19 protein-coding genes and 2 pseudogenes are annotated in these 20240 nt (G+C 61.7%); 11 read left to right on the top strand and 10 right to left on the bottom strand.

Annotation, left to right across the window (positions count from 1 at the left end; translation table 11 throughout):
• Window positions 1-91 precede the first annotated feature (91 nt).
• Window positions 92-2677 (bottom strand): sensor histidine kinase, encoded by a 2586-nt coding sequence (locus tag AC1AV0_RS05735; RefSeq protein WP_476571986.1) that lies wholly within the window; start codon window positions 2675-2677, stop codon window positions 92-94.
• A 191-nt stretch (window positions 2678-2868) separates the two neighbouring features.
• On the opposite strand from AC1AV0_RS05735, the pseudogene AC1AV0_RS05730 reads away from it, so the two are divergent.
• The 5 genes and pseudogenes from AC1AV0_RS05730 to AC1AV0_RS05710 all read left to right on the top strand — a co-directional run.
• Window positions 2869-3582, top strand: a pseudogene (locus tag AC1AV0_RS05730) (alpha/beta fold hydrolase); the annotation flags it as partial.
• A gap of 84 nt (window positions 3583-3666) precedes the next feature.
• A pseudogene (locus AC1AV0_RS05725) lies at window positions 3667-4323 on the top strand (proline iminopeptidase); the annotation flags it as partial.
• Between the two features lie 11 nt (window positions 4324-4334).
• A complete protein-coding gene (gene proC, locus AC1AV0_RS05720; RefSeq protein ID WP_476571984.1) occupies window positions 4335-5123 on the top strand; it encodes a pyrroline-5-carboxylate reductase in 789 nt (262 codons plus the stop codon).
• Between the two features lie 27 nt (window positions 5124-5150).
• The gene (gene ychF / locus AC1AV0_RS05715) at window positions 5151-6245 is read left to right on the top strand and encodes a redox-regulated ATPase YchF (RefSeq protein ID WP_476571982.1); all 1095 of its coding nucleotides are present in this window, start codon (window positions 5151-5153) and stop codon (window positions 6243-6245) included.
• A gap of 33 nt (window positions 6246-6278) precedes the next feature.
• Complete coding sequence (locus AC1AV0_RS05710) at window positions 6279-7349, top strand: YeiH family protein (protein ID WP_476571980.1); 1071 nt, start codon at window positions 6279-6281, stop codon at window positions 7347-7349.
• Window positions 7350-7645: 296 nt separating this feature from the next.
• Here AC1AV0_RS05710 and AC1AV0_RS05705 read toward each other — a convergent pair whose 3' ends face one another.
• Both AC1AV0_RS05705 and AC1AV0_RS05700 read right to left on the bottom strand, forming a co-directional pair.
• A complete protein-coding gene (locus tag AC1AV0_RS05705) occupies window positions 7646-7771 on the bottom strand; it encodes a hypothetical protein (RefSeq protein WP_476571978.1) in 126 nt (41 codons plus the stop codon).
• A gap of 64 nt (window positions 7772-7835) precedes the next feature.
• Window positions 7836-7958 (bottom strand): hypothetical protein, encoded by a 123-nt coding sequence (locus AC1AV0_RS05700; protein WP_264298314.1) that lies wholly within the window; start codon window positions 7956-7958, stop codon window positions 7836-7838.
• Window positions 7959-8136: 178 nt separating this feature from the next.
• Here AC1AV0_RS05700 and AC1AV0_RS05695 point away from each other — a divergent pair, with 178 nt between their 5' ends.
• Together AC1AV0_RS05695 and AC1AV0_RS05690 are read left to right on the top strand one after the other, a co-directional pair.
• Window positions 8137-8883, top strand: a complete 747-nt coding sequence (locus AC1AV0_RS05695) for an AraC family transcriptional regulator (RefSeq protein WP_476571976.1) — start codon at window positions 8137-8139, stop codon at window positions 8881-8883.
• Window positions 8884-9070: 187 nt separating this feature from the next.
• Window positions 9071-9898: a histidine phosphatase family protein gene (locus AC1AV0_RS05690; protein ID WP_476572223.1), complete on the top strand. Its 828-nt coding sequence runs from the start codon at window positions 9071-9073 to the stop codon at window positions 9896-9898.
• Window positions 9899-10026: 128 nt separating this feature from the next.
• Here AC1AV0_RS05690 and AC1AV0_RS05685 read toward each other — a convergent pair whose 3' ends face one another.
• Window positions 10027-10257, bottom strand: coding sequence for a MerR family transcriptional regulator (locus AC1AV0_RS05685; protein ID WP_476571974.1), 231 nt, complete (start codon window positions 10255-10257; stop codon window positions 10027-10029).
• On the opposite strand from AC1AV0_RS05685, the gene AC1AV0_RS05680 reads away from it, so the two are divergent.
• Window positions 10234-10722 carry an iron-containing alcohol dehydrogenase gene (locus tag AC1AV0_RS05680; protein ID WP_476571972.1) on the top strand — a complete coding sequence of 163 codons (489 nt, stop codon included), beginning with the start codon at window positions 10234-10236 and terminating at the stop codon, window positions 10720-10722. The two genes, AC1AV0_RS05685 and AC1AV0_RS05680, sit on opposite strands and share 24 nt — an antisense overlap.
• Window positions 10723-10912: 190 nt before the next feature.
• Here AC1AV0_RS05680 and AC1AV0_RS05675 read toward each other — a convergent pair whose 3' ends face one another.
• From AC1AV0_RS05675 to AC1AV0_RS05665, 3 genes are all read right to left on the bottom strand, one after another.
• Window positions 10913-11854 (bottom strand): NAD(P)H-binding protein, encoded by a 942-nt coding sequence (locus AC1AV0_RS05675; RefSeq protein WP_476571970.1) that lies wholly within the window; start codon window positions 11852-11854, stop codon window positions 10913-10915.
• Between the two features lie 398 nt (window positions 11855-12252).
• Window positions 12253-13050, bottom strand: coding sequence for an AIM24 family protein (locus AC1AV0_RS05670; protein WP_476571968.1), 798 nt, complete (start codon window positions 13048-13050; stop codon window positions 12253-12255).
• Window positions 13051-13232: 182 nt separating this feature from the next.
• Entirely contained in the window at window positions 13233-14366 is a 1134-nt protein-coding gene (locus tag AC1AV0_RS05665; RefSeq protein ID WP_476571966.1) for a 5-methyltetrahydropteroyltriglutamate--homocysteine S-methyltransferase, read from the bottom strand.
• A 304-nt stretch (window positions 14367-14670) separates the two neighbouring features.
• Here AC1AV0_RS05665 and AC1AV0_RS05660 point away from each other — a divergent pair, with 304 nt between their 5' ends.
• Window positions 14671-15960: a uracil-xanthine permease family protein gene (locus AC1AV0_RS05660; RefSeq protein WP_476571964.1), complete on the top strand. Its 1290-nt coding sequence runs from the start codon at window positions 14671-14673 to the stop codon at window positions 15958-15960.
• Window positions 15961-16045: 85 nt separating this feature from the next.
• Here AC1AV0_RS05660 and hxlB read toward each other — a convergent pair whose 3' ends face one another.
• From hxlB to AC1AV0_RS05645, 3 genes are all read right to left on the bottom strand, one after another.
• Window positions 16046-16612 (bottom strand): 6-phospho-3-hexuloisomerase, encoded by a 567-nt coding sequence (hxlB, locus tag AC1AV0_RS05655; RefSeq protein ID WP_476571962.1) that lies wholly within the window; start codon window positions 16610-16612, stop codon window positions 16046-16048.
• Between the two features lie 34 nt (window positions 16613-16646).
• Window positions 16647-17357 (bottom strand): beta/alpha barrel domain-containing protein, encoded by a 711-nt coding sequence (locus AC1AV0_RS05650; protein WP_476571960.1) that lies wholly within the window; start codon window positions 17355-17357, stop codon window positions 16647-16649.
• A gap of 99 nt (window positions 17358-17456) precedes the next feature.
• Entirely contained in the window at window positions 17457-18215 is a 759-nt protein-coding gene (locus tag AC1AV0_RS05645; RefSeq protein ID WP_476571959.1) for a DeoR/GlpR family DNA-binding transcription regulator, read from the bottom strand.
• A gap of 306 nt (window positions 18216-18521) precedes the next feature.
• On the opposite strand from AC1AV0_RS05645, the gene AC1AV0_RS05640 reads away from it, so the two are divergent.
• Together AC1AV0_RS05640 and AC1AV0_RS05635 are read left to right on the top strand one after the other, a co-directional pair.
• Window positions 18522-19208 carry a D-lyxose/D-mannose family sugar isomerase gene (locus tag AC1AV0_RS05640; RefSeq protein ID WP_476571957.1) on the top strand — a complete coding sequence of 229 codons (687 nt, stop codon included), beginning with the start codon at window positions 18522-18524 and terminating at the stop codon, window positions 19206-19208.
• Between the two features lie 125 nt (window positions 19209-19333).
• Window positions 19334-20239: a carbohydrate kinase family protein gene (locus tag AC1AV0_RS05635; RefSeq protein ID WP_476571955.1), complete on the top strand. Its 906-nt coding sequence runs from the start codon at window positions 19334-19336 to the stop codon at window positions 20237-20239.
• Window position 20240 lies beyond the last annotated feature (1 nt).

The following is a 20240-nucleotide window of genomic DNA, read 5'->3' as shown; positions in this document are numbered from 1 at the left end:
CCGTCCGTATGCCGCACCATCCGCACCGCATCGTCCGGCACCTGTCGTGTTCTTCGGAGCGCGCAATCCCTTTCCTCTGGCGCCGTACGACTCATGCCAATCGGGCGGAACGGTCGGCGCTCGGTTCCGTTTCGGCGATGTCGCGCAGCTGCTCATCCAATGAGGCCGCGGGTGCCAGCTGCAATTCGGGATTCTGCGCTTCGGCCGTATGCGCTTCGTCGCTGAAGCCGGTCTCGCGCAGTACGCGCAGCAATTGGCGCATACGGGCCAACGCCTCGCGTCCCTGATGTCCGATCGCCTCGAAGGCCGCCGCGATCGCTTCGCCGGAAGGCTCCTCGCCGCGGGCAGCCGCCTCGTCCAACATCGCGAGTCCCGCTTCGGCCTGTGCGCTCACGCTGGTGAGGGTGGTCGTCACCTCGGTCTGGATGCTCGCGCTGATGCGGTCGCGTTCCATATTCGCCGCCAACACACGCTGCTTGGCCTGTTCGGCGCGCAACGCCTCCTCACGCGCCTGCAGCACCAGCGCGTTCGAGCCGCGCGAGCGCGACCATAGCGCGCCGGCGATCGTGGCCGCGCAGCATAGCATCACAATCATCATGTACAGCACCGGCATCAAGCGTTGAAAGGCGGTCATGCCGGAGACCAGTTCACGCTGTCCCGTCGCCAACAGGTACAGCGCGTACGCCAACGAGAAGTCGCTGCGTGTCGTCGAGTCGAAGAGTATGGGCACCGTGGCCGACCAGACCTTCGCGCCGAACAGCAGGGAGAGTATCGCCGAGATGACCGCATACCGCTTCCACGTATGCCTCCGCTCGTACAGCACCGCGGAATACAAGGCCACCAAAGCGAATACGTTGGTGAACATCACCGTCGGCAGGAACATCAGTTGGAAAGCCGACACGGCGGCCACGACCAACGCCACGGCATCGGGGAAGCGGCGGCGGAACATCAGCGGCAGAATGGTGCCGCCGCTGACGAACCATAAATACGCCGCCGAACCGGAGTCATACCAGTATCCGCCCAGCAGGACGGACGAGGTGAGCGACGTGCCCGACAGGAATCCCAACAGCAATAGCGTGCCGAGCACATCCGTGGCCAGATAGTGGCGTTCCGTCCACTGCGACAGTCGCTCGATCCAGTTGAAACGTTCGCCGTGGAGCGAATCGGGTTGATCGATCGGCTCGCTTCGCAAGGCCTGGGCGGCCGTGGAAAGAGGTAGGGGGATGGGGATGGGGAGATCCCTCGACTGCGTTTCACTCCGCTCGGGATGACGGGGGAAGAGATCGTGCGGGGGCGTTTCGACAATGGTCGGGGATACCTCGGTTGAAGTTGGGGATGTTTCGGATTCGGTGGGAGCGTAGGGGAGGAAAGCGGTGACTTCGAAGCCGCGGGAATCCGTGCGCGGGCCGGCCGCCACCGAACCGCCGGTCGCCTCGATGCGCTCGCGCATGCCGACCAGACCGTATCCGGGCTGATGGCCGTCCCGCTCCGCCTCGACGCCACGTCCGTCGTCCAGCACCTGCAAGGTCAGTCCATTGGCCTCCCAATGTTCGATGACATCGACCCGCACTCGAGTGCGCGACGACGCCCCGCCCGTAGGTGCCAGCGCGTATTTGCGCACATTGGTCAGCGCCTCCTGCACCAAACGGTACGCGGCCATACTCGCATCCTCGCCCAGCCGCTGCGGCACTGGAACGCCGACGATACGACGCTCCAGCATCCAGTCATCGCCCGCCGCTGCCTGCGACTGCTCCACCAGCGAGGCGATGTCGCCGTAGCCGGCGCTCGCCGACCAGCCGAATACGGTGAGCAAGCGGCGCATATCACCCAACGCGCGCCGCGACTCGTGACGAATCGTCTCCATCGTGCTGCGCGCGACCGCCGGATCATGCACGCCCGCATACCGCCCGCCATCCGACTGGATGATAATGATCGACAACGTGTGCGCCACCACATCATGCATATCGCGGGCGATGCGCGCGCGTTCCGCCAACGCGGCGATATGCTGCTCCTCCTGCTCGCTGGCCCGCAACGCCTGCTCGCGCTCGCGCATCAGCCGCAGCGTGTACAGGCGGGCGCGCTGCCAGAAGGCGAGCACAACCACCGAAACCACGCACAGGGTGACCGCCAAACCGACGCCCATGGTCTCGGTGGCCACCGTGCTGGCGCAATCAGCGGTCATCTCGAACGTGCCTGTCGCGGAACGGCACACGCGAGCGGACGGGAATGGGGGCGGCGCGAACAACGGTCCCGCGTCAATCGAGAAACCACCCACAACGGAGGCGAGCACGCTCATCACCGCCGCCACCACAAGAAAAGCGCGCGTGTGCTTCGGATCGCCGTACACGATCACCGAATACAGCAGAACCAGCGCGGCGTAATCGCCCAACACCAGACTCGGGCCGAACACCAGCTGCAGCGCCGCCAGTGCGACGAACGCCAACGCGGCGGCCTGCGGCCAGCGTCGGCGAAACGCCAACGGCACCATGACGACGATCGTCCAGAACACAGCGCTTGAAGGCGTTTGCTCGAACAATGCGCCGGTCCCATCGGTCATCGAGGCACTGGTCACGCCGACGAACAGCGCCGCGGCCAGCATAATCAATGTGTCCACGAACAGCGGATTGCCTACCATCCACCGCCGCGCGCGCCGCCACCAAGCCATGCTGTTCGTCATGAGGTTCAGCCTAACGCCTCCGCCGCACCTGCCGCCATCCGCCTCGCGGACGATGCGATCAGGATGCGCGGCAACCGGGCTCGTCGGCACTCCCACGATGGGGACGCGCGCGTGATGTGTGCGCGCCCGACGGGCGGGCGCACCGGTGCGTCGCGGCACGGTTTGTCTCGTGCAATGAGTGAGATAGAGGCATGACTTTGCTTACGAAATACTATGTGCCAGGACTGGCCATCGAAGACCATTCCGTCGACGTGCCGCTCGACTGGGCCGGCAACGAACCGGGCCACGACATCAGCGGCGAAACCATCAAACTCTTCTACCGCGTCGTCACCGCTCCCGAACGCGTGCACGACGACCTGCCTCTGCTCATCTTCCTGCAAGGCGGCCCCGGCGGATCCGGCCCCCGACCCCTCTCCGCGTCCGACGGATGGATCGGAGAAGCCATCAAGCATTTCCGCGTGATCCTGCCCGACCAGCGCGGCACCGGACGCTCGAACCGCGTCGACACGCACACCATGGCCGCGCTCGCCGCCCGCGCCGGCTCGCCGGCCGAAGCCGCCGCCGCGCAGGCCGCGTATCTCAAGCATTTCCTCGCCGACTCGATCGTGCGCGACTTCGAACACCTGCGTCTGAGCGAATTCGACGGCCGCAAGTGGGTGACGCTCGGCCAAAGCTACGGCGGATTCCTCACGCTGACCACCCTTTCGCTGTTCCCACACGGCGTGATCGCCAGCTTCACCACCGGCGGCATTCCGCACGTGCCCGCGGACGCGACCGAAGTGTACGAGCACACCTTCCCGCGCATGGTCACGAAAACCACGCAATTCTATGAGCGCTACCCGCAGGACGCCGAGCGCGCAGCCGCCATCGCCGACATGCTGCCCACCGCGGCCGAAGTCGCCGAACGGCTCGCCGCCGCCGGAATCTGCGGTGAGGGGGCCGACTATTCCGCCGGCCTGCGACTGGGGGAGATCGACCCGTCGATCCCGCTGCTGCCCAACGGCGACCCGCTCACCGTGGAACGCTTCCAGACGCTCGGCTCCGACTTCGGCATGAAGCCCGGCTTCGAGCGCGTGCATTGGATTCTCGACGACGCCTTCCTCGCGGGCGACGGCTCGGCTGTGGCCGGCGGCACGCTGAGCGACGAGTTCCTGACCGATGTGATGGATGCCACCGGTTCGCGTCCGCTCTACTGGCCGCTGCAGGAGTTCATCTACGCGAACGGCGAGATGGACGCTCCGATCCGTTGGGCAGCCCAGCGTGTGCGCGACACCCGGCCCGAGTTCGCGACCGACCGCCGTCCGCTGATGCTTACCGGCGAGACGATGTTCCCGTGGATGTTCGAGCAGGAGCATGCGCTGCGCCCGTTCAAGCCCGCCATGGACCTGCTGATGGAGGACACGCGCTTCGGTGTGATCTACGACGAGGAGCAGCTCGCCCGCAACGAGGTGCCGCTGCAAGCCGCCGTGTACTTCGACGACATGTATGTGGATTCCGGCATGCAGCTCGACACGTTGAGCCACGTCGGCAACTCGCACTACTGGACCACGAACGAATTCGAACACGACGGGCTGCGCACCGGCAACGTGTTCGAGAGGCTGTGGAACGAGGCGTTGAGCCGCGGCGATTTGGAAGAGCTGTTCTAGAAAGGACTCTTATGGACACCACTGTTGGATTCATCGGATACGGCAATATGGCCCAAGCCATCGCTTTGGGTTGGGTGAACGCCGGCGTGCTGCCGGGCGAGCGGATCGTCGCCTGCGCCGCGCACTTCGACAAGCTGGAGGTCAACGCCGCCAAACTCGGCGTGAAGCCGGTCCGCAGCGCCGCCGAAGTGGTGGAGGCCGCCGATGTGGTTATCGTGGCGATCAAGCCGTACCAAATCGAATCGGTGTTGGGGCCGCTCGCCGACGCGTTGAACGCGCCGGGCAAAACCGTGGTGTCCATCGCGGCCGGATGGGATCTGGCGAAATACCAGGAGCTGTTGGGGGAGGGCGCGCACGTGCAGTGCACGATACCGAACACGCCGATGGCCGTGGACAAAGGCGTGCTCGTCACCGAAATCGCCAACACGCTCACCGATGACGAGACATCTGTGTTCGAAGCGCTGTTCTCGCCGATCAGCCTTATCGAACGTGTCGATACCGCGCATATGGGCATCGCCATGGTGGTGGCCGGCTGCGCGCCCGCCTTCACCGACATGTATTTGGAAGCCTTGGGTGACGCCGGTGTGAAATATGGTTTGCAGCGCGCCACCGCCTACCGTCTCGCGGCGAAGATGATCGAAGGCGTGGGAGCGTTGTATCTCGACACCGAAACGCATCCCGGTGCCATGAAGGACGCGGTCTGCTCGCCGGGCGGCACCACCATCAAAGGCGTCGCCTCGCTGGAGGAGAACGCCTTCCGTGGATCCATCATCAAAGCCGTCGACGCCATCGTCGGATGACGGGACGGGCCGCTAAGCTAGGGAACCATGTCTCTTACCATCGGAATCGTCGGACTGCCGAATGTGGGCAAGTCCACCATGTTTAACGCATTGACCCGCAACAACGTGCTCGCGGAGAACTATCCGTTCGCCACCATCGAGCCCAACACCGGCATCGTGCCCCTGCCGGACGATCGCCTGCCGGTGCTCGCCAAACTGGTGAACACGAGCAAGGTCGTGCCCGCGACCGTCACCTTCGTCGACATCGCCGGCATCGTCAAGGGCGCCTCCGAGGGCGAAGGCCTGGGCAACAAGTTCCTGGCCAACATCCGTGAGGCCGACGCGATCTGTGAGGTCGTGCGCGCCTTCGAAAACGACGATATCGTGCATGTCAACGGCAAGGTCGATCCGGCCGACGACATCGAAACCATCAACACCGAACTGATCCTCGCCGACCTGCAGACCATCGAGAACGCGCTGCCGAAGCTCGAGAAGGACCTGCGCGGCAAGAAGATCGAGCCGTCGTATCTGGCCGCCGTGCAGAAGGCCAAAGAGATTCTCGAATCCGGCCGCACCATCGATGAGGCCGCCGCAGCGGGCGAAATCGACAAGGCCGACGTCTACGACCTGCATCTGATGACCGCCAAGCCGTTCATCTACGTGTTCAACGTGGACGATGACGAGCTTTCCAACGACGAGCTCAAAGCCAAGCTCGCCGCCTCTGTGGCACCGGCCAAGGCGATCTTCCTCAACGCCCAGTTCGAGGCCGATCTGACCGAACTCGATGAGGCGGACGCCCGTGAGATGCTCGCCGACGCGGGCCTCGAGGAATCCGGTCTCGACCAGCTGGCCCGCGTGGGCTTCGACATCCTCGGCCTGCAGACCTTCCTGACCGCAGGCGAGAAGGAAGTGCGCGCCTGGCAGATTCACAAGGGTTGGACCGCCCCGCAGGCCGCCGGCGTGATCCACACCGACTTCGAGAAGGGCTTCATCAAGGCCAATGTGGTGAGCTACGACGAGTTCGTCGCCGCCGAAGGCTCGATGGCCAAAATCAAGGAGGAAGGCAAGCTGCGCACCGAAGGCCGCGACTACGTCATGGCCGACGGCGACATCGTCGAATTTATGTTCAACGTCAGCAAGTAGTGTCTTCTTACATGAATGAGTTGAATGAGAATCATGAGAGAATTCTGCGCTAAGTGGTGGAAACGCATCGCGACCACCGATATGCTGTTCATCGCCATCCTGACGCTGATCGCGTCCTTCATCGGCTCCTGGCTCAAACAATTTCCCGGATTCAGCCTGTTCGGAGCGCTGATCATCGCCCTGCTCATCGGTATGGTGATCCAATTTCCGATCCGATCCTTCTATGTGGGGTCCGATGACGGCCGCAAGGCCGGCGTCAAGGACGCGGCGGGCCTGATCTCCAACAAGCTGCTGCGCTTGGGCATCATCCTGCTCGGTTTCAAACTCAACCTGCAGGTGCTGTTCACCCAGGGCATCAAATGCCTGCCCATCGCGGCCGTGATCGTCACGCTGGTGATCGTCGTCACCTATGCCATCGCCCGCGCGCTCAAGGTCAACCCGATGCTCGCCATCCTCACCGCCGGCGGCACCGGCATCTGCGGCGCGGCCGCCGTCATGGGACTGTCCGGCTCGATCACCGTCTCCGAAGAGGAGGAAGAGGAAAAAGCCGACGACGAGGTTATGGCCGTCGCCACCGTCGCCATTATGGGCACCGTGTTCGCGCTGATCGAAATCGCGCTCTTCCCGCTGTTCGGCCTGACCTCAGCCCAGCAGGGCGTCGCGGCCGGTGCCACGCTGCATGAGATCGCGCACGCGGTCGCCGTCGGCGGCGCGTTCGGCGAAGAGGCGCTCAACATGGCCACCATCATGAAGCTCAGCCGCGTGCTTATGCTCGTGTTCGCCGCGATCATCATCGCCATCTGGTGGGATAGGAAGCATTCCACGGTCAAGCATGAGGGCAAGCGCAAGGTCGCTTTCCCGTACTTCATGCTCGGCTTCATCGCAGCGTCCGTGCTCGGCACCTATGTGCCGTTCCTGACCGCGATCTCCGCCAACTTGGTCGATGTCGCCTATATCGTGCTCGGCATGGCTATGGCCGCGCTCGGCATCAACGTGAATTTCAAGGCGATCGCGCAAAAGGGCGCCAAGGCGGTGCTGGCCAGCTTCATCGCTTCCGTGCTGCTCATGTTCTTTGGCGTGGGCATCGCGGTGCTGTTCTTCTAGAATCTGCAAAAACGTGAGGCGCCTGACCGGCATACGTCGGTTCAGGCGCCTCGGTGTTTATGGAGGAGATTCCTCGACTTCGCTCGGAATGACGAGGATGGTTTCGCTCGGAATGACGAGGAGGGCCGCGCTTATGATGGCGGGTGGCGGAGCTTAATCGTCATTCCGGACCGAGTCTTCTCTCGTCATTCCGAGCGAAGTCGAGGAATCTCAGATGGCGCAATCGCGGTTTGGAATAGCAAAAAGCCCGCATCCGTAATGATTCGGACGCGGGCTATAGAGATGAAAGTCTAAGCTTACTTGCGCACGATGCCCTTGATGGCGTTCCAAGCGCTCACCGAGAGGGCGTAGTGGCCCAGGGAGGGGTCGGCGGCGGCCAGCGGGGAGCGGAGGGCTTCGTTGATCATGTTCTTGTTATCCATGGTTGTGTCCTTTTCTTGTATAACGTTTTTCTTATTTGATTATCAAGTCTGTAGTCGGTGCGTCTTACTTGCGCACGATGCTCTTGACGGCGTTCCAGGAAGCCTGGGCCAGGGCGTAGGAGCCCAGCGAGGGATCCGTGGAAGCGAGGGGAGCGCGGAGCGCTTCGTTCATGATCTTGTTATCCATGATGTTTTCCTTTCCTCACTTGTTGTGTTCCTTGTTCTGTTGACAATGAATACATTACGAGGCTCGTTCGGGTTTCGCTAGCCATTTTCATCGCATTCTTGATATAATCATCGGGTAATCAGAGCGATTTACCTTTTGTTCACATTGCACTCAGGTTTTGGTAAGGAAAGGAGCGAGTATGGCGGTCGTTGAAGAGGCGAAGCTGCGGTATCTGGACTTTCTGAGCCGTGAGGATCGCGTGCGGCACCATCGCTACGTCGAGGAGATGAAGCAGTACGAACTGATGAGGTCAGGCGATGGGGCGGCCATCGCCGAAAGCGTGAAGCTGTGGGATTCCGGATTGTATGGCCATGTCTGCGACGATCCGCTGCGCAATGCGAAATATCTGTTCGTCACCTCCATCACCCTGGCCACGCGCTTCGCCATCGAAGGCGGTATGGATGAGGAGGACGCCTACAACGCCTCGGATCTGTACATCCAAGACGTGGACCGATGCGCGAGCGTCGCCGAAGTGCGCCGCATGCACACCGACATGATGACGTTCTTCACTTGGGCGATGGCCGACCTGCAGAAAATCGACGTGCATTCCAAGGCGGTGGCCGAATGCATGGACTACATCCACTATCACCTGCACGAGCGGATCACCGTGGCGATGCTCGCGAACCATGTGCATCTCAATCCCACATATCTCTCCGAGCTGTTCTCCAAGGAGACCGGCACGTCGATTTCGCAGTACGTGACCGACCGGCGTATGGAGGCCGCGGCGAATATGCTCAGATACTCGCAGTACTCCCTGGGTGAGATCGCGCAGATCCTCGCCTACAGTTCGCAAAGCCACTTCAGCAAAGTGTTCAAAAAACAGATGGGCGTGACTCCCGGCGACTACCGCAAAGCCAACGCCCAAACGGGCATCTGGCCGGAATAAAGCTCATACGCTCAGAATGACGCGATGGAGACGCTGCGGTAAATTCTTTGCGACGTCTCGTCCGCAATGCCGTCGCTTCCGTGTGGTTTGGGCTACGGTGGATTCCAGTATCGAACAGGAATGCGGCACGCGCAGACACGACAGGAGACGCATGTGCCGCGACGAGAAGGAACGCGAGGGCGCATCAATGGGCATGCCGCTGGATTTGTATGTTATCCGCCACGGCCAATCCGAGGCGAACGTGATCGTGCAAGCGGGGGAGCAGGGCGACAACTCGCTGTTCACCCAAGACAATGTCACCGTTCCCGACCGCTCATGGAGACTCACCGCCACCGGCCGCAAACAGGCGGACTGCATCGGCCGTTGGCTGGTCTCGCAACAGCAGCTGTTCGACCGGTATCTGGTGTCTCCATACGTGCGCACGCGCGAGACTGCCGCCACGATGGCGCTGCCGAAGGCCAAGTGGGAGGAGACGCGCGTGCTGCGCGAACGTTCCTGGGGCGAGATCAGCACCATCACCAAAGACGAGTTCCGCAAGCATTACGAGCGCAACTGGATGTTCAAGGCCACCGACCCGCTGTATTGGCGTCCGCCGGCGGGTGAATCCATCGCCGACGTGGCCGAGGACCGCGTGCATAACCTGCTGACCGCGCTCAATCGCAAGTCCGACGCGGAATCCGTGGTGATGGTCAGCCATGGCGACTTCATGCTCGCGCTGATGCTCACATTGGAGGATCTCTCCGACGAGGAGTTCATGCGCCGCGCGGACGCTCCGGAATGGGCGATCACCAACTGCACCTGTCTGCACTATTCGCGCCGTGACCCCGCAACGGGCCGCACGCACAAGCGCCTGCGTTGGGAGCAGACCGCCCGTCCCGTGCTTGATCAGGAAACCGGTCGTTGGGAGATCAAAGTGGAGCCGTGGCGCGAATTCCAGCGCCCCTACCTGTCCAACGGCGATCTGGTGGATGTGGTCCACGCCGTCGATCCTCACTTGGAGGAATATGCTCGCTGAGACGCGGGCAGATGGTGCACCTCGTCGGCTCTGACGGGTCGGTCTGCATCTGGAAGGAATACGCCTGTTGAAACGGCTCGGGCGGGCGGGGAAGCTGATTCGGGATTGCCCGCGTCGGTGCAGTCGCGTTACAGGTCGGCCGGCCAGTAGATCGGATTGCAGTCGTCGGGAATTTCGCCCGCTAGAATCTCCCTGCAGTGGGCCACCTTGTCGTCGATGCAGGCCGCCCGTCGCTGGAGCTGTTCCAGCTCGTCCCGCGTGCGCGCCTGCAGGTCCTGAAGGATTTCGAACCGCTCTTGGATGGTGCCGTCGCCTTGCTGGCATAGGGAGAAATAGTGTTTGACCTGCGCGATCGGCATGCCGCTTTCGCGCAGGAACCGTGCGCACCGCAGCCAGTTGAGGTCGTCGGCATCGGCGGCGGCACCTGCCTCGACATCACCAAAACCATCGCCTTCGGCGTCAAACAGTCCGGCGACATCGGGGAGTATCTCACCTATGCGAAGACTCCGGACACGACGGAGCATCTTCCGGTCGGCACAATCATCACCTTCCCCTCCTCGGGATCTGACATGAACGGTTCGACGCAGATCCTCGGCGTCGAAACCGAAGGGCGCGGCATCGATGAGATCGTGCACGACGGCATGCAGGCCATGTTCGCGCTGTACCGAAAGTACGGCATGCCGACCCGCTTCTCGCAGATCCGCGACATCCGCGAGGACGACGCCGCTCTGCGCGAATGCATCGAACAGCTGGGACCGCTGGAATCCATCTATACGGATATCGACACGAAAACAATCATGCGGTTGATCCGCGAAGCGGTGTGAGTCCGCGCGCACAGCCTATTTAGTATTAAGTGCGCTCAACCGCAGGTCCGAGGCGAAATGATGTTATTAACTCGTTGCGCGTGAAATGATGATGATCACGCTCCAATGAGCTGAACACGGGAAGCCGGTCAGCTCTCAGAACGCGATCATCATTCACTATGGCATCGTCACTGATCAGAGCAATATGGCGCTAAGCGTCCTTGGAGTGACGGTCGCCGATTTGGAATTCGTCCGCATGCTCAAACATGTACCGGACGGTGATTGGATCGTCTCCGGTGAGCTTCTTGAAGTCGTCCGTGAACACGTCCATTTTGCCTTCGCGAATGGCCTGCGCGAAAGTGACCATACCGTCGGAGGAGAATGGGGCCTCGGAACCTTCCTGGAACACCCCATCCGTGGTGCGCGGCACGCCCATCGCATCAAACACCTGGTAGTTCTCTTCGTCGGTGATCTCCTGGTAGACCACATGGTTGCCGGTCACGGTGTTGCCGATCTCGACGAACTGGGCGATGGTCATCAGCTCGGGACCGTTGATATTCTCAATGGCATGGTGCAAATCGGTATTGCATAGCGCATAGGCTACGGCCTTGGCGCAGTCCTTGCGTGAGATATAGGCCATCAGACCATCGCCTTGACTGTTCTTGAGCACGCCGTCGGTGTGCACATAGGTGAAGTAGTTGGTGATCATGGCCTCGGCATACTGCGAGTTGCGCAGGAAGATGTAGTCGAGACCGGCATCCTGAACGTACTGCTCCGTCCAGGCGTGGTCCTTTTTCTCAACGCTTGGATTCGTGGGATCGGCGGCGTTGACCAGCGAGGTGTACACGATTTTGGTCACTCCCGCTGCCTTTGCGGCGTCGATGGCGTTGCCGTGGGCTCGTTGGCGCTTGACACCTACGAACGGCATCGACACCAAGGCCATGACGTCGCCGCCTTCGAACACCTTCTCAAGCCCTTCCCTCACATTGAAATCGGCGACGCGCGTTTCGACACCGAGCGCCGCGTACCGTTCGAGAGAGGCCGGGTTGTAACCAGTGAAAATAAGTTGTTCGGGCTTTGCGATCTCAAGCAGATATTCGGCGGCCTGGCCTCCAAGATTTCCATCAACGCCGGTGAGAATGAGTTTGCCCATAAGAATCCTCCTTGATTGAGATGGTAAAGACACGCTGATTATACGGCGTAAGGATGGAATCCCGCTCATAGCGAGTCCCTTTTGTCTGATTGCCGCAGAGCAGCGTTATCACGGCAAAGACAGCTCAATGCAGCGCTCATACATACCCAAGAAGACAATTGCATAACAGCATGGAGATATCAACGTTGTTTTATATGTAAAAACCAGCATACCTTTAGCGAAAAGAGCAAAGCATTTGTCAATCGCGGCAGGCGCTTTGCTCTTTCAAGATTATTACGAGAGGAGATTTCTATGACAATTTATGAGGGAGTTGGCCGATGCGGTTGATCCGCGAAGCGGTGTGAGTCCGCGCCGCGGCGTCATGCTTGTGAGCGGCGGCGCGGATTGGGTCAGGTGGGTCACGCCTTGCCGGAGCCGGCGTTGGGATTGGATGTGGTCGAGGCGATCGGTGCCAATAGGACGCGACCGGTGCCGCGGTAGACGTTGACAAGTCCCTCGCCGCTGGCGGCCGAGCCGATAAGCGTTTTGCCGGAACGCTCCACCGTGAACTGCAGTCCGGTGGTCCAAGCGATGGCGAAATTGCCGTCGACCTTCAGCTCCTCGTTGTTCAGGTCGATGGTGACGAGTTCGGAGATGGGGACGGGGGATTCCAAAGCCACGGTGCCCTGACCCTGCAGCGACAGATTGAACAATCCCTCGCCGCCGGCGACCATGGCGCTGGGGCGCGAGACCATCACCGCCCGCTGCTGCACTGAGGATTGGCAGGCGTAGAACAGTCCGTCGTTGACGGTCATCGCGCCGCCCATCTGCTCGGGGTCGATGAGTATGATATGCCGGTACGTGGGTTCAAGCACCAGCGTGCCCACACCGGTGTATTCTGGTTTGATGGCGGATTCCTTGGTGACCGCGCCGCGGGCGATTTTGCCGATGAAATCGCCCATGCCCTTCACTCCGGTCGTGGCTTGAATATTGCCGACGGACCATTGCATGGCACCGGCCTGTACGGTGACGCCCATGCGTCCGTCCAACGTGCAGACCAGCTGGCGGCGGCGCACGTTCATCTCGGCGGCGAAATACGCGGCCATCGCGCCGCCGTAGTCGACGGAGAAGTCGCGCTGCCACTCCAACACTTGGAACATGCCCTGCTGGGCGATGATTTTCGCATCGTCGTTATCGGTGAAGTTGTAGATTTGCATTGACGTTTTCTTTCTCTTCTGCGGAGGATTCGTCCGTGAACCCTCGCCCATTCTCTCACCTCAGGCGAGGCGACGGCTGCGCGACGCTCGGAATGCTGATGAAGGCTTCGCAACAGAAGAAGAGCCGCTCCGAATGTGTTCGGAGCGGCTCAGGACGTTAGTGAACGTCAGGGGTGGTGAAATCAGGCTTCGGGCCAGACTTCGGCGGCGACGGACTGGACGAGGGCGATCTTGGCCCACTGCTGGTCCTCGGTGAGCTTGTTGCCCTCCTCCGTGGAGGCGAAACCGCACTGCGTGGACAGGCACAGACGCTCCAGCGGCACGTACTGGGAGGCTTCGGCGATGCGCTCCTTGATCACGGAGGCATCCTCAAGCTCGGGTTTCTTCGAGGTAATCAGGCCCAACACCACGATCTTGTCGTCGGCGACGTGCTTAAGCGGCTCGAAACCACCGGAGCGCGAGTCGTCGAACTCCAGATAGAAGGCTTTCACATCCTCGTCGGCGAACAGATACGGCGCGATCGGATCGTAGCCGCCCTCGAACGCGTAGGTGGAGTGGTAGTTGCCGCGGCACACATGCGTGGTGACCACCAGATCCTCAGGTTTGCCGGCGATGGCGGCGTTGTTGAGCTCCACGCCCAAGCGGCTCACCTGCTCGATATCCACGGCGCTCATGCCGGTTTTGGCCACGAAGTCGGTGTCGCAGTAGATGCCCCACGTGCAATCGTCGAACTGCACGTTGCGGCAGCCCGCGGCATACAAATCGGCCAGCACCTGCTGGTAGGCGGCGGCGATATCGGCCTTCAGCGCCTCGTCGTCTGGATAGGCGGCGCGCAGGGAAGCCACCTGGCCCTCGGCGCGGTCGAGCGTGATCTCCGAATACAGCTGGATCGGCGCGGGAATCGTCTGGCGGGCCACCTGGCCGTCATCCTCAAGCGCCTTGACGAACTTGAAATGCTCGACGAAGGGGTGGTTCTCGCCGCTGATCTTGCCGGTCACCACAGCGGTGTCGGCGCGCGTCTCCTCATCATGGAACATATAACCCTGCAAAGCGGAGCGGCGCTCCACACCCTGCAATCCCCACATGAAATCGAGATGCCAGTAGCTGCGGCGGAACTCGCCGTCGGTGATGACCTTGAGTCCGGCGGCCTTCTGCTTGGCGACCAGATCGGCGATCGCCCGGTCCTCGACCGCCTTGAGCGCGGCGTCGTCGATCCTGCCCGCCTCGAAGTCGGCGCGGGCATCCTTGAGCTCGGTCGGGCGCAGGTAGCTGCCGACCACATCGGCGCGGAACGGGGCGTTCTTCGCATACGTCATGGGTGGATGTTCCTTTCATGAGGTCATCGGTTCATCGGGTACGTGGGTTGCGGGCATCGCCCTGCAAAACCATTTCACGATACTGGATGACGGCCGTAATCGTCGACGTTGTCCGCATGCCGGCGTCGTATGCGGAATCTCCTCCCAACCGTTCTCCCAGTAAGGCGTAAACGGCTCGTGACACATGATGGCAATGGGGCGATTACAATAGCCAAGGAATATGCGGACGCGCCGGGTTTGCATGGCCGCCGACGGCGACCGAAAACCGGCGGGCCCGCGCTCAACAAGAAGTGAGGAGACTCCATTGTCCAACCTGTTCTCTTGGGCGCTGCACGGCGACGGCAAAACGCTCGCGCCGGGCGAGGTCGTCGAACCCGACGAGCGTCTGACTTGGGGCCGTACCATCGGCATCGGCGCGCAGCATGTGATCGCCATGTTCGGCGCGACCTTCCTCGTGCCGATCCTGACCGGCTTCGACCCATCCACCACGCTGTTCTTCACGGCCATGTCGACCGCGCTGTTCCTGCTCATCAACAAGAACGTGCTGCCCAGCTACCTCGGTAGCTCCTTCGGCTTCATCGCCCCGATCGCCGCCGTCACCACGGCGAACAAGGGCATCGCCGTCGCCTCGTTCGGCATCATGGTCACCGGCATCCTGCTCGCCCTCGTCGGCGTGCTCGTGCATTTCGCCGGCGCCAAGTGGATCGACATCATCATGCCGCCGGTCGTCAACGGCGCCATCGTCGCCATCATCGGCTTCAACCTGGCCCCCAGCGTGTGGAACAACTTCCAGGTCGCTCCCGATACCGCGCTGGTGACCCTGCTGGCCGTGCTGCTCATCGCCGTGCTCTTCCGCGGTCTGCTCGGACGCCTCAACATCCTGCTCGGCGTGATCGTCGGCTACATCTACGCCTGCTTCCGCGGACAAGTCGACTTCTCCGCCATCGGCGAGGCCGACTGGATTGGTCTGCCGCAGTTCCACCTGCCGCAGGTCGACTTCTCGATTCTGCCGATGTTCATCCCCGTGGTGCTCGTGCTCGTCGCCGAGAACGTCGGACACGTCAAGTCCGTGGCCCAGATGACCGGCCGCGACTACGACGACCAGATGGGCACCGCCCTGCTCGCCGACGGTGTGGGCACCGCGCTCGCCGGCTTCGGCGGCGGCTCCGGCACCACCACCTACGGCGAGAACATCGGCGTAATGGCCGCGACCAAGGTGTATTCGACCGCCGCCTACTGGTGCGCGGCCGGCTTCGCCCTGCTGCTGAGCCTGTGCCCGAAGTTCGGTGCGATCATCAACACGATCCCCGCCGGTGTGCTCGGCGGCGTGACCACGTTGCTCTACGGCATGATCGGCATGATCGGCGTGCGCATCTGGGTGGAGAACAAGGTCAACTTCGACAAGCCGATCAACGTGATGACCGCGGCCATCGTGATGATCATCGGCATCGCCGACTTCACCTTCGCCGTCCAGGGCGTCTCCTTCAACGGCATCGCCCTCGGCACCATCGCCGTGCTCGTCGCCTACCACGGCCTCAAGGCCATCGGCAAGGCCACCGGCACCATCGACAAGGACGATCCGGACGTGAAGTGATCGCCTCCAGCGTCATATGACGAAGCCCACGGACGCATATTCGCGTTCGTGGGCTTCGCCATATCTGCGGCAGGTGCGGTCGCGTCTACTCGAGGTTCGCGTGGAATTCCCACAGCGAGTCGAGGTCGATGCGGGAATTCCTCACCATGGACATGGCGATGGCGTCTCCGACCAGCAGCAACGACTGCTCGAACAGGCTGGTCATCGGCTGTTCGCTCGGCTTGGTGCCGGAGCCCGGCTTGCCCGCGGCGGGCACGTGCACGAACAGGTCGGTGTACTGCGTCATCGGGCAGTCCTCAACAATGCCGATGCGCGCCACTTTGGCGCCGTACTGTTTCGCCTTGCCGGCGATGAACAGCGGGAATCCGGTTTTGCCGGAGCCCGAGCCGACGATGAGCAGATCCTGGTCGCAGATGGCCGGCTCGGTGATCTGCCCCACCATCACGGTGTCGATGCCCAGATGCGCGAGGCGCTTGGCGATGGCCTCCAAGGCCAGCTGCACGCGGCCCACGCCAACGAAGAACACCTTGCGTGCGTCGGTGATCATGGCGACCAGCTGGTCGATCTGGTTTTCGTCGACGTTGGCGAGCACATCGGAGAGTTCGTTGACGATGATGCGTTCGCATTCGCGGAATGAGGTTGTTGCGGTCATGATGGAAGTTCCTTTCTTGCGGTGATGTGTGCTCTCAGCGGTTGTTGGCGGTTTTCTCGCCGGTGGCCTGCTCGTAGGCGTCCAGGGTCAGTCCCCAAGCCTTGCGGATGTCGGGGTCGCGCTTGAAGATACCGGTGTTGCCGAGCACGAAGGTGTTCGCTCCGGCCTCGCGCATGGATTTGAAATTCTTCTCGTTGCAGGAGCCGTCGATCTGGATCTCGTAATTCAGCCCGTGTTCGTCACGGAACCGCGCCAGCTGCTCGATTTTGCGCAGGGTTTCGGTGATGAGCGGCTCGCCGCTGTAGCCGATCTCCACGGTCATCACGGTGACGAGGTCCACGCGTTCCAGCAGCATCTCGCATTCGGCGAAGGAGGTCAGCGGGTTCACGGCGATGCCGGCGCCGCATCCGTTTTCGCGGATGATGCGCAGGGTGCGGAAGGCATGCGCGCCGAGCGATTCGACATGCGGGGTGAGCATGGTCGCGCCGGCGGCCACCAGTTGGTCGATCCAATGGTCAGGGTCGGTGACCATCATATGCACCTCGTTGCGCAGGGTGCTGAGGGGGAGGATCTGTTCGATCCATGAGGTGCACAGGCCCATGCTGGGGGAGAAGTGCCCGTCCATGATGTCGACGTGGTAGGTGTCGGCCACGGTGTTGAGGTATTCGACCTGCGGGGCCGGGTTGCGGAAGTCGGAGCAGTACAGGGATATGGCGAAATGGGGTTCGGGGAATGGGGCCGTCATTGGAGTTCCTTGTCTGGTGAAAAAGGGTGCGTTGATCCAGAGGTGCGGCGAACCTGCGGTTTCGCCCACCCCGGTCGGGTTGCGTAATGGTTGTGCCGGCTACTGCTGGGTGACGCGCACGGCGATGCCCATGGCGGTGAGCGCGTCCACGCAGTCGGGCGTGCCTTCCGTCACGATGACGTCCAGCGCGTCGCATTCGGCGATGCGGTAGGTGGAGATGTGCCTGAATTTCTCCGGTGTGATGAGACTCATGACCTTGGCGCCGGCCTTGATGATCACGCGCTTGGTCTCGGCCGACTCCATATACGGTGTGGTGATGCCGTGTTCGGGGTCGATGGACGAGACGCCAAGCAGCACCAGGTCGCAGTGCAGCTGCTGCAGCACGGTGAGCGCGGCCGATCCGATGGTCTCCTTGGACTTGTGGTGCACGATGCCGGGCAGCATGTTGACTTCGACATGGTCGTAGTCCGACAGCCACAATGCCACGGCCGGACTGTTGGTGATCACCGTGCCCTCCCAGTCGCGGGGGAACGCCTGCGCCGCCAGATAGTTCGTGGATCCGCCGTCGATGAAGATCACGCGGTTCTCGCAGATCTCGTTCATCGCGGCTTGTGCGAGGCGCTTCTTCACATCCACGCCCAGGTCGACGCGGTTTTCGAAGCGGCTCAGCTCGGTGTCGGGTTTGATCGCTCCGCCGTGCACTCGTTGCACGGCGCCGATCTCGTCGAGTTCCTGCAGATCCTTACGCAGGGTGGCTTCGGTCACGCCGAGCTCCTTGGCGTAGTCGGCGACGACGATGCGGCCGTTGGCTTCGAGGTGCTTGAGGATCAGTTCCTGTCGTTCGGCCTTCATCATCATGTCTCCTTGTGGCTGGTGGTGTGCGCATTGGTTGGGTTCATCATACCAAGAGTTTTCGTTTTTTATCGTTATGGTGATTTTTTCATTTCAAAACCTTTCGTTTCGTGTTGACAACTATCGTAACCTTGTGTTATAACTTTGTCAACAAGCAAAACGAAACAAATCGAAACCAAAAACGAAATGGTTCGGAAAGCTTGGGTGAGGCACCGGCACGGCGACGTGTCATAGTGCCGGCACCGAATTCCATAACCGATAATGAAACAGGAACGGCAACGCCGCGACGTTCAAGTGAGAAAGGCTCCCATCATGAAGCGCTCGGAAATCAACGCCACCATCAAGCAGTTCGAAGAATTGCTCGACAAGTACCACTTCCGCATCCCTCCGTATCTGAGCTTCACCCCTGAGGAATGGGCCGAAAAGGACCACGAATGGGATGAGATTCGCGACAACATGCTCGGCTGGGACATCACCGACTACGGCGAAGGCGACTTCGAACACAAGGGTCTGGCGCTTATCACATTGCGCAACGGCAACGTGAAGGACGACAAGTACACCAAGGTCTACGCCGAGAAGATCATGATGAGCATGCCCGGTCAGCTCTCTCCGATGCACTTCCACTGGAACAAGATGGAAGACATCATCGTGCGTGGCGGAGGCACCGCGGTGTTCCACCTGTACAACGCCGATCCCGAAACCGAGGAACGCCTCGACACCCCGGTGCTGGTGTGCCGCGACGGCCGACGCTACTACGTGCCCGCCGGCGAGGACATCGAACTCAACGAGGGCGAATCGCTCACCTTCTACCCGTACACCTACCACGAGTACTACATCAAAGAGGACTCCGTGCCCACGCTGGTGGGCGAGGTGTCGATGTGCAACGACGACAACATCGACAACCGCTTCTACGAGCCCGTCGGGCGCTTCCCTGAAATCGAGGAGGACGAGCCCGCCTATCGCCTGCTCTGCAACGAGTATCCGGCCGTCGAGGACTGACCGCGCCGCCGGCCTCCATCAATCCGATTCAATACACCACTCCAGGGCGCGGCCCACCATGGGTGACGCCGCGCCCTTGGCCTCGCATACCCAAAACCAAGCGTTTTCCAAGGAGAATCTTCATCATGACCAACCTGTCACCCGCAACCGTGGTCACCATCGGTGAGCTGCTGTGGGATATGCTGCCCGACGGCAAGAAGCCGGGCGGCGCGCCCGCCAATTTCGTCTACCATGCCGCGCACAACGGCGTCGAAGCCACGGCCGTCACCGCGGTCGGCGACGACGAACTCGGCCGCGAACTCGTGTCCGCGCTATCCGTGGGTGGAGTCAACGTCGTCGCGCAAGTCAACGATTATCCCACCGGCATCACCGCAGTCAGCCTCGATGCCGCCGGCATACCCTCCTATGATGTCGTGCACGGCGTAGCCTGGGACCATATCGCCTTCACTGACGATGTGAAGGAGCTCGTCTCCCACGCCGACGCGATCTGCTACGGCACCATCGCCGCCCGCGAGGCATGGGGCACAAGGGATGCCATCTACGCGATGATCGACGCGGCGCGCGCCGATGCGATACGGTTCTTCGACATCAACATCCGTTCCGGATTCGTGAACAAAGAGGTCGTCACGCGGTTCATGGAAGGCGCGACCATCCTCAAAATCAACGATGAGGAGCTACCCATTGTGGCCAACCTGTTCGGCATCGACGCGCCCGGCGAGTCGATCGCGTCGCAGCAAAACGTCATGCGCGCGCTGGCCGAGCAGTTCGACCTCGACGTGGTGATCCTGACGGCCGGCGACGAGTACAGCATCGTGATGGGGCACGACGAGATCTCTATCCTCCCCACGCCGAAAGTCGAGGTCGCTGATACGGTCGGTGCCGGCGATTCCTTCTCCGGCGCGTTTCTCGCCTACCTGCTGCGGGGGTATGATCTCGGCGCGGCGCACCGTCGTGCCGTCGAAGTCGCCGCGTTCGTCTGCTCCCAGTCGGGCGCGTGGCCGCAGTATCCCGAAGAATTGGAGGAGGCGTGAT

It is taken from the genome of Bifidobacterium sp. LH_558 (assembly GCF_056356295.1).
The sequence above is the reverse complement of the archived record's forward strand: the minus strand, read 5'-3'. Positions and strand labels throughout refer to the sequence as shown.